Source organism: Enterobacter sp. SECR19-1250, assembly GCF_013391025.1.
GTDB classification, from domain to species: domain Bacteria; phylum Pseudomonadota; class Gammaproteobacteria; order Enterobacterales; family Enterobacteriaceae; genus Enterobacter; species Enterobacter cloacae.
Map to the genome: position 1 here is coordinate 42,770 of NZ_JACASJ010000008.1, position 14,488 is coordinate 57,257.

The window sequence follows — 14,488 nt, forward strand, 5'->3', positions numbered from 1 at the left end:
CCGCGCAATGGAGCAAATGATGCAGTTCTCTAAAATGCATGGCCTTGGTAACGATTTTATGGTCGTCGACGCGGTAACGCAGAATGTCTTTTTCTCCCCGGAACTGATCCGCCGCCTGGCGGATCGACACCTGGGCGTGGGGTTCGATCAACTGCTGGTGGTTGAACCGCCGTACGATCCCGACCTCGATTTCCACTACCGTATTTTCAATGCGGATGGCAGCGAGGTGAATCAGTGCGGCAACGGCGCGCGCTGTTTTGCCCGCTTTGTCCGCCTGAAAGGGTTGACCAACAAACGCGATATCCGTGTCAGCACGGCGAATGGCCGCATGGTGCTCAGCGTTACCGATGACGAGCTGGTGCGCGTGAACATGGGCGAACCAAACTTCGAGCCTTCTGCGGTGCCGTTTCGCGCAAACAAAGCGGAAAAGACCTATATTATGCGTGCGGCCGAGCAGACAGTATTGTGTGGCGTCGTCTCGATGGGAAACCCACACTGTGTGATTCAGGTCGATAACGTGGAAACGGCCGCGGTTGAAACCCTGGGCCCGGTGCTGGAAAGCCATGAACGTTTCCCGGAACGGGCGAATATCGGTTTTATGCAGGTGGTGAAGCGTGAGCATATCCGTCTGCGCGTGTACGAGCGCGGCGCGGGCGAAACGCAGGCTTGCGGAAGCGGTGCCTGTGCTGCGGTGGCCGTCGGCATCTCTCAGGGGTTACTGGCCGAAGAGGTTCGCGTGGAGTTGCCAGGCGGTCGTCTTGATATCGCCTGGAAAGGACCGGGTCATCCACTGTATATGACTGGCCCGGCGGCACATGTCTATGACGGGTTTATCCATCTATGAAACAACCAGGGGAAGAACTGCAGGAAACGGTGACGGAACTGGACGACAGGGCTGTTGTTGATTATCTGCTGCGCAATCCTGAGTTTTTTATTCGCAATGCACGCGTCGTCGAAGCGATGCGTGTGCCGCATCCGGTTCGCGGGACCGTGTCGCTGGTCGAATGGCACATGGCTCGTTCGCGCAACCACATCAGTCAGCTTGAAGAGAACATGACGTTGCTGATGGAGCAGGCCAACACGAACGAAAGCCTGTTCTATCGTCTTCTGCATCTGCAGGCGCGTCTGGCCTCGGCGCACAGCCTCGAAGAATTTCTCAGCCGCTTCCACCGCTGGGCGCGTGAACTGGGGCTGGCTGGCGCAACGATTCGTCTTTTCCCTGACCGCTGGCGCATTGGCGCACCGTCCGGTTTTACCCATCTGGCGTTGAGTCGCCAGGCGTTTGAACCCCTGCGTATTCAGCGTCTGGGCCACGAACATCACTATCTTGGGCCGCTTAACGGGCCGGAACTGCTGGTGGTACTGCCGGAGGCGAAAGCGATAGGCTCGGTGGCGATGTCGATGATGGGGCGTGATGGCGATCTGGGGGTGATGTTATTTACCAGCCGCGACGCGCATCATTACGAGCAGGGACAAGGCACGCAGCTGCTGCAGGAGATCGCCCTGATGCTGCCTGAGCTGCTGGAGCGCTGGATTGAACGTGTATGACGGACGCCCTGCTCGCGACTGACGTCTCGCGCTTTCTGCGCTACCTGGGTGTTGAACGTCAGCTAAGCCCCATTACGCTGCTGAACTATCAGCGTCAGCTTGATGCCATCATGCAGATTGCCGATGAGATCGGCCTGAAAAGCTGGCAACAATGTGACGCTGCGACCGTCCGCGGATTTGTTGTGCGTAGCCGTAAAAAAAACCTAAGCCCGGCGAGTCTGGCGCTCAGGCTTTCTGCGCTGCGCAGTTTCTTCGACTGGCTGGTGAGCCAGGGCGGCTTAAAAGCCAACCCGGCGAAAGGCATCGCCACGCCGAAAGCCCAGCGTCACCTGCCGAAAAATATCGACGTCGACGATGTAAACCGCCTGCTGGATATTGACCTCAACGACCCGCTGGCCGTGCGCGATCGCGCGATGCTGGAGGTCATGTACGGTGCGGGTCTGCGTCTTTCCGAACTGGTTAATCTCGATTTAAAACATCTCGATCTGGAGTCCGGCGAAGTGTGGGTGATGGGTAAGGGCAGCAAAGAGCGCCGCCTGCCGATTGGCCGTAATGCCGTCTCGTGGATTGAGCACTGGCTGGATCTGCGCGGGCTGTTTGGCACCGAGGAGGATGCGCTGTTCCTGTCGAAACTCGGCAAGCGGATCTCGGCGCGTAACGTACAGAAACGCTTTGCAGAGTGGGGCATTAAGCAGGGGTTGAACAGCCACGTCCATCCGCACAAGCTGCGCCACTCTTTTGCCACCCATATGCTGGAATCGAGTGGCGATCTGCGTGGCGTGCAGGAACTGCTCGGCCACGCGAATCTCTCCACCACCCAAATCTATACCCACTTAGACTTTCAACACCTTGCGTCGGTGTATGACGCGGCGCATCCACGCGCCAAACGGGGGAAATAATGCGTTTTTACCGCCCACTGGGTCACATCTCAGCCCTGACTTTTGATCTTGATGACACCCTTTATGACAACCGTGAAGTGATCCTGCGAACTGAGCAGGAGTCACTGGCGTTTGTTCAGAACTACCATCCGGCGCTGAAGACGATGCAGAACAAGGACTTTCAGCTGCTGCGCCAGTCCCTGCGTGAGACCGAGCCGGATATTTATCACGATGTAACCGAATGGCGTCGCCGTGCGGTGGAGCAGGCGATGCTCAACGCTGGGCTGAGCGCACAGGATGCGGCCGTCGGGGCTGAAGCCGCAATGGAAAACTTCGCCAAATGGCGCAGCCGTATCGACGTGCCGCAGGAAACGCACGACACCCTGGCAAAACTGGCAGAAAAATGGCCGCTGGTCGCAATCACCAATGGCAATGCGCAGCCGGAGCTGTTTGGTCTGGGGGATTACTTCGAATTTGTGCTGCGGGCGGGTCCGCACGGGCGCTCGAAGCCGTTTAACGATATGTATCATCTGGCGGCGGAGAAGCTGAACCTGCCGCTCGGCGAAATGTTGCATGTGGGTGATGACCTGACCACAGACGTAGCGGGTGCCATCCGCTGCGGTATGCAGGCCTGCTGGATCAAGCCAGAAAAGACGGACCTGATGATCGCCCCGGACAGCCGTCTTCTGCCGCACCTGGAAATTTCACGGTTGGCATCCCTCACGACGCTGATATAATCACCAGTAATATTGTATAAATTACCAGGGTTTTTGCAGTTGTAGGCCCGGTAAGCAAAGCGCCACCGGGCGCTTTGCTGTGTTCCTGAATACTATGTGACGGTGCCAATGGACGTTTCTTACCTGCTCGACAGCCTTAATGACAAACAGCGTGACGCGGTTGCCGCCTCGCGTACCAACCTGCTGGTGCTGGCTGGGGCGGGCAGTGGTAAGACGCGCGTGCTGGTTCACCGTATCGCCTGGCTGCAGAGCGTGGAAAACTGCTCTCCGTACTCCATCATGGCGGTCACGTTTACCAACAAGGCGGCGGCGGAGATGCGCCACCGTATTGCCCAACTGATGGGCACCAGCCAGGGCGGCATGTGGGTCGGCACCTTCCACGGTCTGGCGCACCGTCTGCTGCGTGCGCACCATATGGACGCCAATCTGCCGCAGGATTTCCAGATCCTCGACAGTGAAGACCAGCTCCGTCTGCTGAAACGCCTGATTAAAGCGATGAATCTCGACGAGAAACAGTGGCCGCCGCGTCAGGCGATGTGGTACATCAACGGCCAGAAAGACGAAGGGTTGCGCCCGCACCATATTCAGAGCTTTGGTAACCCGGTGGAGCAGACCTGGCAGAACGTTTACAAGGCCTACCAGGAAGCGTGTGACCGCGCCGGGCTGGTGGACTTTGCCGAACTGTTGCTGCGCGCCCACGAACTGTGGCTGAACAAACCGCATATCCTGCAGCACTACCGTGAACGCTTCACCAACATCCTGGTGGACGAATTCCAGGATACCAACAACATCCAGTACGCCTGGATCCGCCTGCTGGCCGGGGATACAGGCAAGGTGATGATCGTAGGCGATGACGATCAGTCCATCTACGGCTGGCGTGGCGCGCAGGTGGAAAACATTCAGCGCTTCCTCAACGACTTCCCCGGCGCCGAAACCATCCGTCTGGAGCAGAACTACCGCTCGACCAGCAATATCCTCAGCGCGGCCAACGCCCTGATTGAAAACAACAACGGGCGCCTGGGTAAAAAGCTGTGGACCGATGGGGTCGACGGTGAGCCGATTTCGATTTACTGCGCCTTCAACGAGCTCGACGAAGCACGTTTCGTGGTGAACCGCATCAAAACCTGGCAGGACAACGGTGGCGCGCTGGAACAGTGTGCCATTCTCTACCGCAGCAACGCCCAGTCGCGCGTCCTGGAAGAGGCGCTGCTGCAGGTGAGCATGCCGTACCGTATCTACGGCGGCATGCGCTTCTTCGAACGTCAGGAGATCAAAGACGCGCTCTCGTATCTGCGCCTGATCGCTAACCGAAACGACGATGCGGCGTTTGAACGTGTGGTGAATACGCCAACCCGCGGCATTGGTGACCGAACGCTGGACGTGGTGCGTCAGGCCTCGCGCGATCGCCAGCTTACGCTCTGGCAGGCGTGCCGCGAGCTGTTGCAGGAAAAAGCCCTCGCCGGACGCGCTGCCAGCGCGCTGCAGCGCTTCCTGGAATTAATTGACGCGCTGGCGCAGGAAACCGCCGACATGCCGCTACACGTGCAGACTGACCGGGTGATCAAAGACTCCGGCCTGCGCACCATGTACGAGCAGGAGAAAGGCGAGAAGGGCCAGACCCGTATTGAGAACTTAGAGGAACTGGTGACGGCAACGCGCCAGTTCAGCTACAACGAAGAAGACGAAGACCTGATGCCGCTGCAGGCGTTCCTTTCTCACGCCGCGCTGGAAGCGGGCGAAGGGCAGGCGGATACCTGGCAGGATGCGGTTCAACTGATGACCCTGCACTCTGCCAAAGGCCTCGAATTCCCGCAGGTGTTTATCGTCGGCATGGAAGAGGGCATGTTCCCGAGCCAGATGTCGCTGGATGAAGGCGGGCGTCTGGAAGAGGAGCGCCGTCTGGCTTATGTAGGCGTGACGCGAGCGATGCAGAAGCTGACGCTGACCTACGCTGAAACCCGCCGTTTGTACGGTAAAGAGGTCTATCACCGTCCGTCGCGCTTTATCGGCGAATTGCCGGAAGAGTGTGTCGAAGAGGTTCGTCTGCGTGCCAGTATCAGCCGCCCGGTCAGCCATCAGCGGATGGGCTCGCCGATTGCGGAAACCGACACCGGCTATAAGCTGGGCCAGCGCGTGCGTCATTCGAAGTTTGGTGAAGGCACCATCGTCAATCTGGAAGGCAGCGGCGAGCACAGTCGCCTGCAGGTGGCGTTCCAGGGGCAGGGGATCAAATGGCTGGTGGCCGCGTATGCCAAGCTGGAAGCAGTGTAACTTTCAGAAAAATATCATTATTTTGTAATAATCTGCTAGCCTTATACGTTGAAGGTCAATTAATGCCCTTCAGCGTTTCGTTGCGTGTTGACGCCACAGTTGCTGCTGGCGTAACATGCGCGCACGATTACGCTAAGAGGACATTCGCCTTGGACACACCCAGTAGATACTGGCTCAATTCCCTGCCATCCAGGAACAACTCCTAAGGCTATCTCCTCTTGCTGATGGCCTTAGTGGTTGTCAGCGACCTGCATTATTCCCGTCGCGCTGAGTCAGGCTGTTTAATGGTCTGAAACCCAATTTGTTTCTGTGTGCCCACCGAACTGTCCGATATTTTTTGCATTGGGAGTCCCGGTCATGTTGAGCGCATTTCAACTCGAAAATAACCGACTGACTCGGCTTGAAGCCGAAGAGTCACAGCCCCTCATTGATGCCGTATGGGTGGATCTGGTCGAGCCGGACGACGATGAACGCCTGCGCGTACAATCTGAGCTGGGGCAGAGTCTGGCCACTCGCCCGGAACTGGAAGACATCGAAGCATCCGCACGTTTTTTTGAAGACGAAGACGGCCTGCACATTCACTCCTTCTTCTTCTTTGAAGATGCCGAAGACCACGCGGGGAATTCCACCGTGGCATTTACCATTCGCGACGGTCGCCTGTTTACCCTGCGCGAGCGCGAACTGCCGGCGTTTCGTCTCTACCGTATGCGCGCCCGCAGCCAGGCGATGGTGGACGGCAATGCTTACGAATTGCTGCTCGATCTGTTCGAAACCAAAATTGAGCAGCTGGCGGATGAGATTGAAAACATCTACAGCGATCTGGAAAAACTGAGCCGCGTCATCATGGAAGGCCATCAGGGCGATGAATACGACGAAGCGCTCTCCACGCTGGCGGAGCTGGAAGATATCGGCTGGAAGGTGCGTCTGTGTCTGATGGATACCCAGCGCGCGCTGAACTTCCTGGTGCGCAAGGCGCGTCTGCCGGGGGGCCAGCTGGAACAGGCGCGTGAGATCCTGCGCGATATCGAATCCCTGCTGCCGCACAACGAATCACTGTTCCAGAAGGTCAACTTCCTGATGCAGGCGGCGATGGGCTTTATCAACATCGAGCAGAACCGCATTATCAAGATCTTCTCGGTGGTATCCGTGGTGTTCCTGCCGCCGACGCTGGTGGCATCCAGCTATGGGATGAACTTTGAGTTTATGCCAGAGCTGAAGTGGAGTTTCGGCTATCCGGGGGCGATTATCTTTATGATCCTCGCCGGGCTGGCGCCGTATCTCTATTTCAAGCGTCGCAACTGGCTGTAAAAATCTGGCGGGTGGCGCTGCGCTTACCCGCCCTACGATCGAACTCCCTCTCCTACCGGGAGGGGGAAAATCACAGCCCTTTACGCACCCGGCGCTGGGTATAAATCGCGTCAGCGACAAAAATCGCCAGTGCCACCCAGATAAACGCGAACGTCACCATCTTATCCGCACCCGGCACTTCGCCGTAAAACACCACCGCCAGCAGGAACATCAGCGTCGGGCCGATGTACTGGAAAAAGCCCAGCGTGGACAGACGCAGGCGTGTTGCCGCACCGGTAAAGCAGAGCAGTGGGATGGTCGTCACCACGCCTGCGGCCATCAGCATTACATTCAGGGACCACGGGTTGCTGCCCATGTGGCTGGTCGGGCTGTCGGCAATGCCGAACAGATAGATAGCGGCCACCGGCAACAGCCACAGGGTTTCAAACAGCATGCCGGTTTGCGCTTCCACGGCAATCTTCTTGCGCACCAGCCCGTAGAACGCAAAGCTGAACGCCAGCCCCAGCGCAATAACAGGCAGTGAACCGAAGGTCCACAGCTGAACCAGCACGCCGCAGAAGGCGAGGATCACCGCCAGCCACTGCATCCGGCGGAAGCGCTCGCCGAGGAAAATCATCCCCAGCACAATATTCACCAGCGGGTTAATAAAGTAGCCCAGACTCGCTTCGAGCATGTGATGGTTATTCACCGCCCAGATAAACAGCAGCCAGTTTCCGCCAATCAGTACTGCCGAGAGTGCCAGCAGGAAGATCTTCTTCGGGGTTTGTAGCAGCGTTTTGACGCCAGACCACTGACGACTGACGCTCATCAGCGCGATCATGAAGAAGAAGGACCAGATGACGCGGTGAGTGAGGATCTCATCAGCCGGTACGTAAGCGATAAATTTAAAGTAGGCGGGTGCGACACCCCAAATAAAATAAGCGGCAAGGGCGAGTAACACGCCCTGCCGCGTCTGTTTAGCATCCATCGGGAAAATCCGTGACAAAAAAGTGAATTAACTTTACCCGATTTTTCAGCTTCAACCCACCATATAAGTGGCGGTTGCGCTGGCGATATAAAGTTGTTCTTCGTTATGCAGTTCAACACGCGCCACGGCGACCTTATTACCCGCACGGAGCAGGCTGCTGCTGCAGGTGAAGCGGTTTCCGCGCCCGGGACGCAGATAATCGACGCGTAAATCGATGGTACCCATGCGGGATAAGCGCTGACGCAGCTCGTCTTCGTTGATGGTGTCATGGCGCGTCAGGGTGCTGCCAACACATACCAGCCCTGCAGCCACGTCCAGCGCGGAGGCAATCACTCCGCCATGTAAAATGCTCTGTGCCCAGTTGCCTACCATCATCGGCTGGTTGTTAAAACTGAGCTGGGCAAAGTCTTTTTCGTAACGCTCCAGCTCCAGTCCCAGCGCGCGGTTAAACGGCATATGGTAAACAAAAATCTCGCCCACGAGTTTTAACGCTTCTTCGGCGGTTAGCATGGCTGACATGAGACATCACATCCTTAATGTTAATAAAATGTTGATTTTATGCCCGGACAGGCAAGAATGCCACTTTCAGAAACGAGGATGCAGCAGTTGCTGCAGAAGTCTGTAGAATGTGCGCCATATAACGATTCAGATCATTTAACATTTTGCAGGAGAACACCACCGATGCGGACGTATCTGGCAGGGTTACTGGCAGCGGTTGCGCTGCCCCTCACAGCCTATGCGCAGGAAGCGACAGTCAAAGAGGTGCATGATACGCCAGCAGTTCGCGGTAGCATTATCGCTAACCTGCTGCAGGAGCATGATAATCCCTTCACGCTCTACCCGTACGACACCAACTATGTGCTCTATACCTGGACCAGCGATCTCAACAAAGAGGCGATTCGCTCCTATGACTGGGCTGAGAATGCGCGCAAAGATGAGGTGAAATATCAGCTCAGCCTCGCATTTCCGTTCTGGCGCGGCATTCTGGGGCCGAATTCGGTTCTCGGTGCGTCTTATACCCAGAAATCCTGGTGGCAGCTTTCCAACAGCGGTGAATCTTCACCGTTCCGTGAAACCAACTATGAGCCACAGCTGTTCCTGGGGTTCGCCACGGATTATGAGTTTGCAGGCTGGACATTGCGTGACGTTGAAGTGGGCTTCAACCATGACTCCAACGGCCGTTCCGATCCAACCTCACGTAGCTGGAACCGCGCCTATACGCGCCTGATGGCGCAAAACGGTAATATGATGGTGGAAGTGAAGCCGTGGTACGTGGTGGGCAGCACCGATGACAACCCGGATATCACCAAATATATGGGCTACTATCAGCTCAGGATTGGCTATCAGCTGGGTGATGCGGTGCTGAGCGCCAGGGGCCAGTACAACTGGAACACCGGTTACGGCGGCGCAGAAGTGGGCTTAAGCTACCCGATGACCAAACACGTGCGTATTTATACGCAGGTCTACAGCGGTTACGGCGAGTCGCTCATCGATTACAACTTCAATCAGACCCGCGTGGGTGTCGGCGTGATGCTGAACGATATTTTCTAAGACGCTCGAATGTTTTTGCGTTAAACGTTGAAGTTTCTCTCTCAGGCGCTGAAAATAGCGCCTGTTTCATTTCTGGCATATGGGGTTAACGTGGCGCAGGCGGAAGTATTGAATCAGGAGTCGCTGGCTAAACAGGTTTTGCATGAAACCTTTGGCTACCAGCAGTTCCGTCCTGGCCAGGAAACCATCATTGAAACCGTGCTGGAAGGCCGTGATTGCCTGGTGGTAATGCCGACCGGTGGCGGTAAATCGCTCTGCTATCAGGTGCCCGCGCTGGTACTTAATGGCCTGACGGTCGTGGTATCGCCGCTGATTTCTCTGATGAAAGACCAGGTTGACCAGCTGCTCGCCAACGGCGTGGCGGCGGCCTGTCTTAACTCCACGCAAACCCGCGAGCAGCAGCAAGAGGTAATGGCCGGTTGCCGTACCGGACAGGTTCGCTTGCTGTATATCGCACCAGAACGGTTGATGCTGGATAACTTCCTCGACCATCTGGCGCACTGGAATCCCGTTCTGCTGGCCGTTGATGAAGCACACTGTATCTCGCAGTGGGGTCACGATTTCCGCCCGGAATATGCGGCACTTGGTCAGTTGCGTCAGCGCTTCCCTGAACTGCCGTTTATGGCGCTGACCGCTACGGCAGATGACACCACGCGGCTGGATATCGTCCGCCTGCTGGGGCTGAACGACCCGCTGATCCAGGTCAGCAGCTTCGACCGCCCGAACATCCGCTATATGCTGATGGAAAAATTCAAGCCGCTGGATCAGCTTCTGCGCTATGTGCAGGAGCAACGCGGCAAGTCAGGCATCATCTACTGCAACAGCCGCGCGAAGGTGGAAGACACCGCTGCGCGTCTGCAAAACCGCGGCTTTAGCGCGGCGGCCTATCATGCCGGGTTAGAAAACCACATCCGCGCCGACGTGCAGGAAAAATTCCAGCGTGATGACCTGCAGATTGTGGTGGCGACGGTGGCGTTCGGCATGGGCATTAACAAGCCCAACGTCCGCTTTGTGGTGCACTTCGACATTCCGCGAAATATCGAATCCTACTACCAGGAAACCGGCCGCGCCGGCCGTGATGGCCTGCCTGCGGAAGCGATGCTGTTTTACGATCCGGCCGATATGGCGTGGCTGCGCCGCTGCCTGGAAGAGAAACCGCAGGGACAGCTGCAGGATATCGAGCGTCACAAACTCAACGCCATGGGCGCGTTTGCGGAAGCGCAGACCTGCCGCCGTCTGGTGCTGCTCAACTACTTTGGTGAAGGGCGTCAGGAGCCGTGCGGCAACTGCGATATCTGTCTCGACCCGCCAAAGCAGTACGATGGCCTGATGGACGCGCGTAAGGCGCTTTCGACCATATACCGTGTTAATCAGCGCTTCGGGATGGGCTACGTGGTGGAAGTGCTGCGCGGCGCCAATAACCAGCGTATCCGCGACATGGGCCACGATAAGCTGCCTGTCTACGGTATTGGCAAAGACCAGAGCCACGAGCATTGGGTCAGCATTATTCGTCAGTTGATTCACCTCGGTTTTGCCACACAGAACATCGCCCAGCACTCCGCGCTTCAGCTCACCGAAGCCGCGCGCCCGGTGCTGCGTGGGGATGTTGAACTCAAGCTTGCCGTGCCGCGCGTAGTGGCCCTGAAACCGCGGGTGATGCAGAAATCCTACGGCGGCAACTACGACCGCAAGCTGTTTGCCAAACTGCGCAAGCTGCGTAAAGCGATTGCCGATGAAGAGAACATTCCGCCATATGTGGTCTTCAACGACGCGACGCTGATCGAGATGGCCGAGCAGATGCCGCTCAGCGCCAGCGAAATGCTCAGCGTCAACGGCGTGGGCACGCGCAAGCTGGAGCGCTTTGGTAAAGAATTCATGGCGCTCATCCGTTCACATGTCGATGGTGATGATGAGGAGTAGTCAGCCGCGCAAAAAAGTGCCAGGATGATGACTCACTGAATTATTTCCCCGCGAGCGAATTATGTTAATGCTATTTCTTACCGTGGCGTTGGTGCACATTGTTGCGCTGATGAGCCCGGGCCCTGACTTTTTCTTCGTGTCACAAACCGCCGTCAGCCGCTCCCGTAAAGAAGCAATGATGGGCGTGTTGGGTATTACTATGGGGGTTATGGTCTGGGCGGCCGTGGCGCTGCTTGGCCTGAACCTGATCCTGGCGAAGATGGCGTGGCTGCATAACATCATCATGGTTGGTGGCGGTCTGTACCTGTGCTGGATGGGCTACCAGATGCTGCGCGGAGCGTTGAAGAAAGAAGAGAAAAAACCGCAAGAGCCAAAAGTTGAGCTGGCAACGGGCGGCCGTAGCTTTGTGAAAGGGCTGCTGACCAACCTGGCGAACCCGAAAGCGATTATCTATTTCGGCTCCGTCTTCTCCCTGTTCGTGGGCGACAGCGTGGGCGCGGGTGCACGCTGGGGTATCTTCCTGCTGATTGTGGTTGAGACGTTTGCGTGGTTCACCGTTGTTGCCAGCCTGTTTGCCTTACCGGCGATGCGCCGTGGCTATCAGCGCATCGCGAAGTGGATTGACGGCTTCGCCGGCGCGCTGTTCGCCGGCTTTGGTATTCACCTTATTATCTCTCGCTAAGCATGACGCGCTGACGCAAGCAGCGCGCCAACCAGCATAAACAGCGAACCAAACACTTTGTTCAGGGCCTTCATTTGCTTAGGCCCTTTAATCCATGCTGCAATCCGCTGCGCCAGCGTCGCGTAGCCAATCATCACAATAATATCGACAACAATGGTGGTCACGCCCAGGACTACGTACTGCATTACCTGCGGCTGATGCGGGACGATAAACTGCGGGAACAGGGCAGCCAGAAAAACGATGCTTTTTGGGTTGGTCAGATTCACAAACACCGCCCGCTTAAACAGGCGACCGCGCGTTTGCGTCCGGGCAAGAGTGTTGAGGTCAATTGAGCCTGCTGCGCGCCATTGCTGAATGCCGAGCCAAATCAGATACGCCGCACCGGCCCATTTCAGCACTTCAAATGCCAGCACCGAGCGGGAGAAGAGCGTCCCTAACCCCACGCCCACCAGCACAATGTGAATCCCCAGTCCGGTTTGCAAACCGGCAATGGATGCTGCCGCCCCGCGATAACCGTGGTTAATGGAGGTTGTCATGGTATTAATTGCCCCCGAACCCGGTGACAGGCTGAGGATGATGGATGTCAGCAGGTAAGCGAACCACCACTCGAAGGTCATTTGAAACTCCCGAATCGTCTGTTTTTATGCCACAATACGCTATTGTTGAGTCATTTTGTGACCAGTTACGAAAAAAACGATATTCCCTGAATGACGGGGGGTGGAAACCCGATGTTGCAGCAGAAAAAGGACTGGGAAACACGAGAAAACGCATTTGCTGCTTTCTCCATGGGGCCGCTGACCGATTTCTGGCGTCAGCGTGAGGAAGATGAGTTTACGGGCGTCGGGAATATCCCGGTACGCTTTGTTCGTTTCCGTGATGAAAAAAATGACCGGGTGATTGTGGTCTGCCCCGGGCGTATCGAAAGCTACATCAAATATGCCGAGCTGGCGTACGACCTGTTCCATCTGGGTTTTGACGTGTTAATTATCGATCATCGCGGGCAGGGGCTTTCTGGTCGAATGTTGCCGGATACCCATCGTGGCCACGTAGATAACTTCAGCGATTATGTCGACGATCTTGCCGCCTTCTGGCAGCAGGAAGTGCAGCCTGGCCCGTGGCGTAAGCGCTATATTCTTGCGCACTCCATGGGCGGCGCGATCTCTACGCTCTTTTTGCAGCGCTACGATCACCAGTGCGATGCCATTGCGCTGACCGCGCCGATGTATGGCATTGTGATACGTTTTCCGGACTGGATGGTGCGCCATCTTCTCGACTGGGCTGAGGGCCATCAGCGCATTCGTGAAGGCTACGCCATCGGAACAGGGCGCTGGCGGGCTTTGCCGTTTGCCCTCAACGTCTTAACCCATAGCCGTCAGCGTTATCGCCGCAACCTGCGCTTCTATGCCGATGAGCCTCGCTTGCGCGTTGGCGGCCCCACCTGGCACTGGGTGCGGGAGGGGATACATGCCGGGGAGCAGGTTCTGGCGGGTGTTGGTGATGATGACACGCCGACACTCCTGATTCAGGCTGAAGAAGAGCGTGTGGTGGATAACCGCATGCATGACCGTTTTTGTGAACTGCGCGCTGCCGCCGGTCACCCTTGTGAAGGGGGTAAACCGCTGGTCATCAACGGCGCGTACCATGAGATCCTTTTTGAAAAGGACGCTATGCGCTCAGTCGCGCTTAACGCCATCGTCGAGTTTTTCGACCGGCATAACTGATTTTCTATTGAGGTTAAATTTTCCTATGTACCAGGTTGTTGCATCTGATTTAGATGGCACGCTGCTTTCCCCCGACCACACCCTGTCGCCGTACGCGAAAGAGACCTTAAAGCTGCTGACTGCCCGTGGCGTGCACTTTGTGTTTGCCACCGGGCGCCACCACGTGGATGTGGGGCAGATCCGCGATAATCTTGAGATTAAATCGTACATGATCACCTCCAACGGTGCGCGTGTTCACGACACCGATGGCAATCTGATCTTTACCCACAACCTGGATCGCGATATTGCCGCCGATCTGTTCGGTGTGGTGCACAATAATCCGGCTATCGTCACGAACGTTTACCGCGACGATGACTGGTTCATGAACCGCCACCGTCCGGAAGAGATGCGCTTCTTCAAAGAAGCGGTGTTTAACTACTCCCTGTATGAGCCAGGTCTGCTCGAGCCGGAAGGGATCAGCAAAGTTTTCTTTACCTGCGAAAGTCACGAAGAACTGCTGCCGCTGGAGCAGGCGATCAACGCCCGCTGGGGCGATCGCGTCAACGTAAGCTTCTCAACGCTGACCTGCCTGGAAGTGATGGCGGGTGGCGTTTCCAAGGGGCACGCTCTGGAAGCGGTGGCCAAACGCATGGGCTTTGAGCTGAAAGACTGTATCGCCTTTGGTGATGGCATGAACGATGCTGAGATGCTCTCGATGGCGGGTAAAGGCTGCATCATGCAGAACGCGCACCAGCGCCTGAAAGACCTGCACCCGGAGCTGGAAGTGATCGGCACCAACGCAGACAATGCGGTACCAAAATATCTGCGCAAGCTGTTCCTTGAATAATCTTCATTTGGTTGTTTATTGCTCAGTTGTCAACTAAAGAGTTCGCTACAATGCCTCTCCTTCTTTCTGAGAGACAAGC

The 14,488-nt window shown here is 56.6% G+C and carries 15 protein-coding genes; 12 read left to right on the top strand and 3 right to left on the bottom strand.

From position 1 onward, the window contains the following. Positions 1–19: 19 nt before the first annotated feature. The 7 genes from dapF (at position 20) to corA (ending at position 6,742) form a co-directional block, all read left to right on the top strand. On the top strand, positions 20–844 hold the full coding sequence (dapF, locus tag HX884_RS03725) for a diaminopimelate epimerase (protein ID WP_013099259.1): 825 nt from the start codon (positions 20–22) through the stop codon (positions 842–844). Continuing rightward, the gene (locus tag HX884_RS03730) at positions 841–1,548 is read left to right on the top strand and encodes a DUF484 domain-containing protein (protein WP_023621549.1); all 708 of its coding nucleotides are present in this window, start codon (positions 841–843) and stop codon (positions 1,546–1,548) included. The genes dapF and HX884_RS03730 overlap by 4 nt, the downstream gene beginning before the upstream one ends. Beyond that, complete coding sequence (gene xerC, locus HX884_RS03735) at positions 1,545–2,447, top strand: tyrosine recombinase XerC (protein ID WP_178327663.1); 903 nt, start codon at positions 1,545–1,547, stop codon at positions 2,445–2,447. The genes HX884_RS03730 and xerC overlap by 4 nt, the downstream gene beginning before the upstream one ends. Next, a complete protein-coding gene (gene yigB, locus HX884_RS03740; RefSeq protein ID WP_013099256.1) occupies positions 2,447–3,163 on the top strand; it encodes a 5-amino-6-(5-phospho-D-ribitylamino)uracil phosphatase YigB in 717 nt (238 codons plus the stop codon). The genes xerC and yigB overlap by 1 nt, the downstream gene beginning before the upstream one ends. 108 nt (positions 3,164–3,271) lie before the next feature. Next, the gene (gene uvrD / locus HX884_RS03745; protein WP_013099255.1) at positions 3,272–5,434 is read left to right on the top strand and encodes a DNA helicase II; all 2,163 of its coding nucleotides are present in this window, start codon (positions 3,272–3,274) and stop codon (positions 5,432–5,434) included. Positions 5,435–5,496: 62 nt separating this feature from the next. Further along, positions 5,497–5,640: a YsgD/CorL family protein gene (ysgD, locus tag HX884_RS27600; RefSeq protein WP_375138596.1), complete on the top strand. Its 144-nt coding sequence runs from the start codon at positions 5,497–5,499 to the stop codon at positions 5,638–5,640. 151 nt (positions 5,641–5,791) lie between these two features. Beyond that, complete coding sequence (corA, locus tag HX884_RS03750) at positions 5,792–6,742, top strand: magnesium/cobalt transporter CorA (protein ID WP_008501540.1); 951 nt, start codon at positions 5,792–5,794, stop codon at positions 6,740–6,742. A 70-nt stretch (positions 6,743–6,812) separates the two neighbouring features. Here the strand turns inward: corA and rarD are convergent, their stop codons facing one another. Both rarD and yigI read right to left on the bottom strand, forming a co-directional pair. Further along, a complete protein-coding gene (rarD, locus tag HX884_RS03755; protein ID WP_029883129.1) occupies positions 6,813–7,709 on the bottom strand; it encodes an EamA family transporter RarD in 897 nt (298 codons plus the stop codon). A 51-nt stretch (positions 7,710–7,760) separates the two neighbouring features. Then, positions 7,761–8,228: an acyl-CoA thioesterase YigI gene (gene yigI, locus HX884_RS03760; protein ID WP_013099253.1), complete on the bottom strand. Its 468-nt coding sequence runs from the start codon at positions 8,226–8,228 to the stop codon at positions 7,761–7,763. A 162-nt stretch (positions 8,229–8,390) separates the two neighbouring features. Here yigI and pldA point away from each other — a divergent pair, with 162 nt between their 5' ends. The 3 genes from pldA (at position 8,391) to rhtC (ending at position 11,862) form a co-directional block, all read left to right on the top strand. Continuing rightward, positions 8,391–9,260 (top strand): phospholipase A, encoded by an 870-nt coding sequence (gene pldA / locus HX884_RS03765; RefSeq protein ID WP_013099252.1) that lies wholly within the window; start codon positions 8,391–8,393, stop codon positions 9,258–9,260. A gap of 90 nt (positions 9,261–9,350) precedes the next feature. Further along, positions 9,351–11,180 (top strand): ATP-dependent DNA helicase RecQ, encoded by a 1,830-nt coding sequence (recQ, locus tag HX884_RS03770; protein WP_029883130.1) that lies wholly within the window; start codon positions 9,351–9,353, stop codon positions 11,178–11,180. A gap of 61 nt (positions 11,181–11,241) precedes the next feature. Continuing rightward, entirely contained in the window at positions 11,242–11,862 is a 621-nt protein-coding gene (gene rhtC, locus HX884_RS03775) for a threonine export protein RhtC (RefSeq protein WP_014833703.1), read from the top strand. Here the strand turns inward: rhtC and rhtB are convergent. After that, entirely contained in the window at positions 11,859–12,479 is a 621-nt protein-coding gene (rhtB, locus tag HX884_RS03780) for a homoserine/homoserine lactone efflux protein (protein ID WP_013099249.1), read from the bottom strand. The two genes, rhtC and rhtB, sit on opposite strands and share 4 nt — an antisense overlap. A 111-nt stretch (positions 12,480–12,590) precedes the next feature. Here rhtB and pldB point away from each other — a divergent pair, with 111 nt between their 5' ends. After that, positions 12,591–13,583: a lysophospholipase L2 gene (gene pldB, locus HX884_RS03785; RefSeq protein WP_013099248.1), complete on the top strand. Its 993-nt coding sequence runs from the start codon at positions 12,591–12,593 to the stop codon at positions 13,581–13,583. A gap of 25 nt (positions 13,584–13,608) precedes the next feature. After that, entirely contained in the window at positions 13,609–14,409 is an 801-nt protein-coding gene (yigL, locus tag HX884_RS03790) for a sugar/pyridoxal phosphate phosphatase YigL (protein ID WP_013099247.1), read from the top strand. The last annotated feature ends 79 nt before the right edge of the window (positions 14,410–14,488 follow it).

Excerpts from the sequence above, each read along its gene's own strand:
- dapF (WP_013099259.1), top strand. The coding sequence starts at position 20 with ATGCAGTTCTCTAAAATGCATGGCCTTGGTAACGATTTTATGGTCGTC.
- HX884_RS03730 (WP_023621549.1), top strand. The coding sequence starts at position 841 with ATGAAACAACCAGGGGAAGAACTGCAGGAAACGGTGACGGAACTGGAC.
- xerC (WP_178327663.1), top strand. The coding sequence starts at position 1,545 with ATGACGGACGCCCTGCTCGCGACTGACGTCTCGCGCTTTCTGCGCTAC.
- yigB (WP_013099256.1), top strand. The coding sequence starts at position 2,447 with ATGCGTTTTTACCGCCCACTGGGTCACATCTCAGCCCTGACTTTTGAT.
- uvrD (WP_013099255.1), top strand. The coding sequence starts at position 3,272 with ATGGACGTTTCTTACCTGCTCGACAGCCTTAATGACAAACAGCGTGAC.
- ysgD (WP_375138596.1), top strand. The coding sequence starts at position 5,497 with ATGCCCTTCAGCGTTTCGTTGCGTGTTGACGCCACAGTTGCTGCTGGC.
- corA (WP_008501540.1), top strand. The coding sequence starts at position 5,792 with ATGTTGAGCGCATTTCAACTCGAAAATAACCGACTGACTCGGCTTGAA.
- rarD (WP_029883129.1), bottom strand. The coding sequence starts at position 7,709 with ATGGATGCTAAACAGACGCGGCAGGGCGTGTTACTCGCCCTTGCCGCT.
- yigI (WP_013099253.1), bottom strand. The coding sequence starts at position 8,228 with ATGTCAGCCATGCTAACCGCCGAAGAAGCGTTAAAACTCGTGGGCGAG.
- pldA (WP_013099252.1), top strand. The coding sequence starts at position 8,391 with ATGCGGACGTATCTGGCAGGGTTACTGGCAGCGGTTGCGCTGCCCCTC.
- rhtC (WP_014833703.1), top strand. The coding sequence starts at position 11,242 with ATGTTAATGCTATTTCTTACCGTGGCGTTGGTGCACATTGTTGCGCTG.
- rhtB (WP_013099249.1), bottom strand. The coding sequence starts at position 12,479 with ATGACCTTCGAGTGGTGGTTCGCTTACCTGCTGACATCCATCATCCTC.
- pldB (WP_013099248.1), top strand. The coding sequence starts at position 12,591 with ATGTTGCAGCAGAAAAAGGACTGGGAAACACGAGAAAACGCATTTGCT.
- yigL (WP_013099247.1), top strand. The coding sequence starts at position 13,609 with ATGTACCAGGTTGTTGCATCTGATTTAGATGGCACGCTGCTTTCCCCC.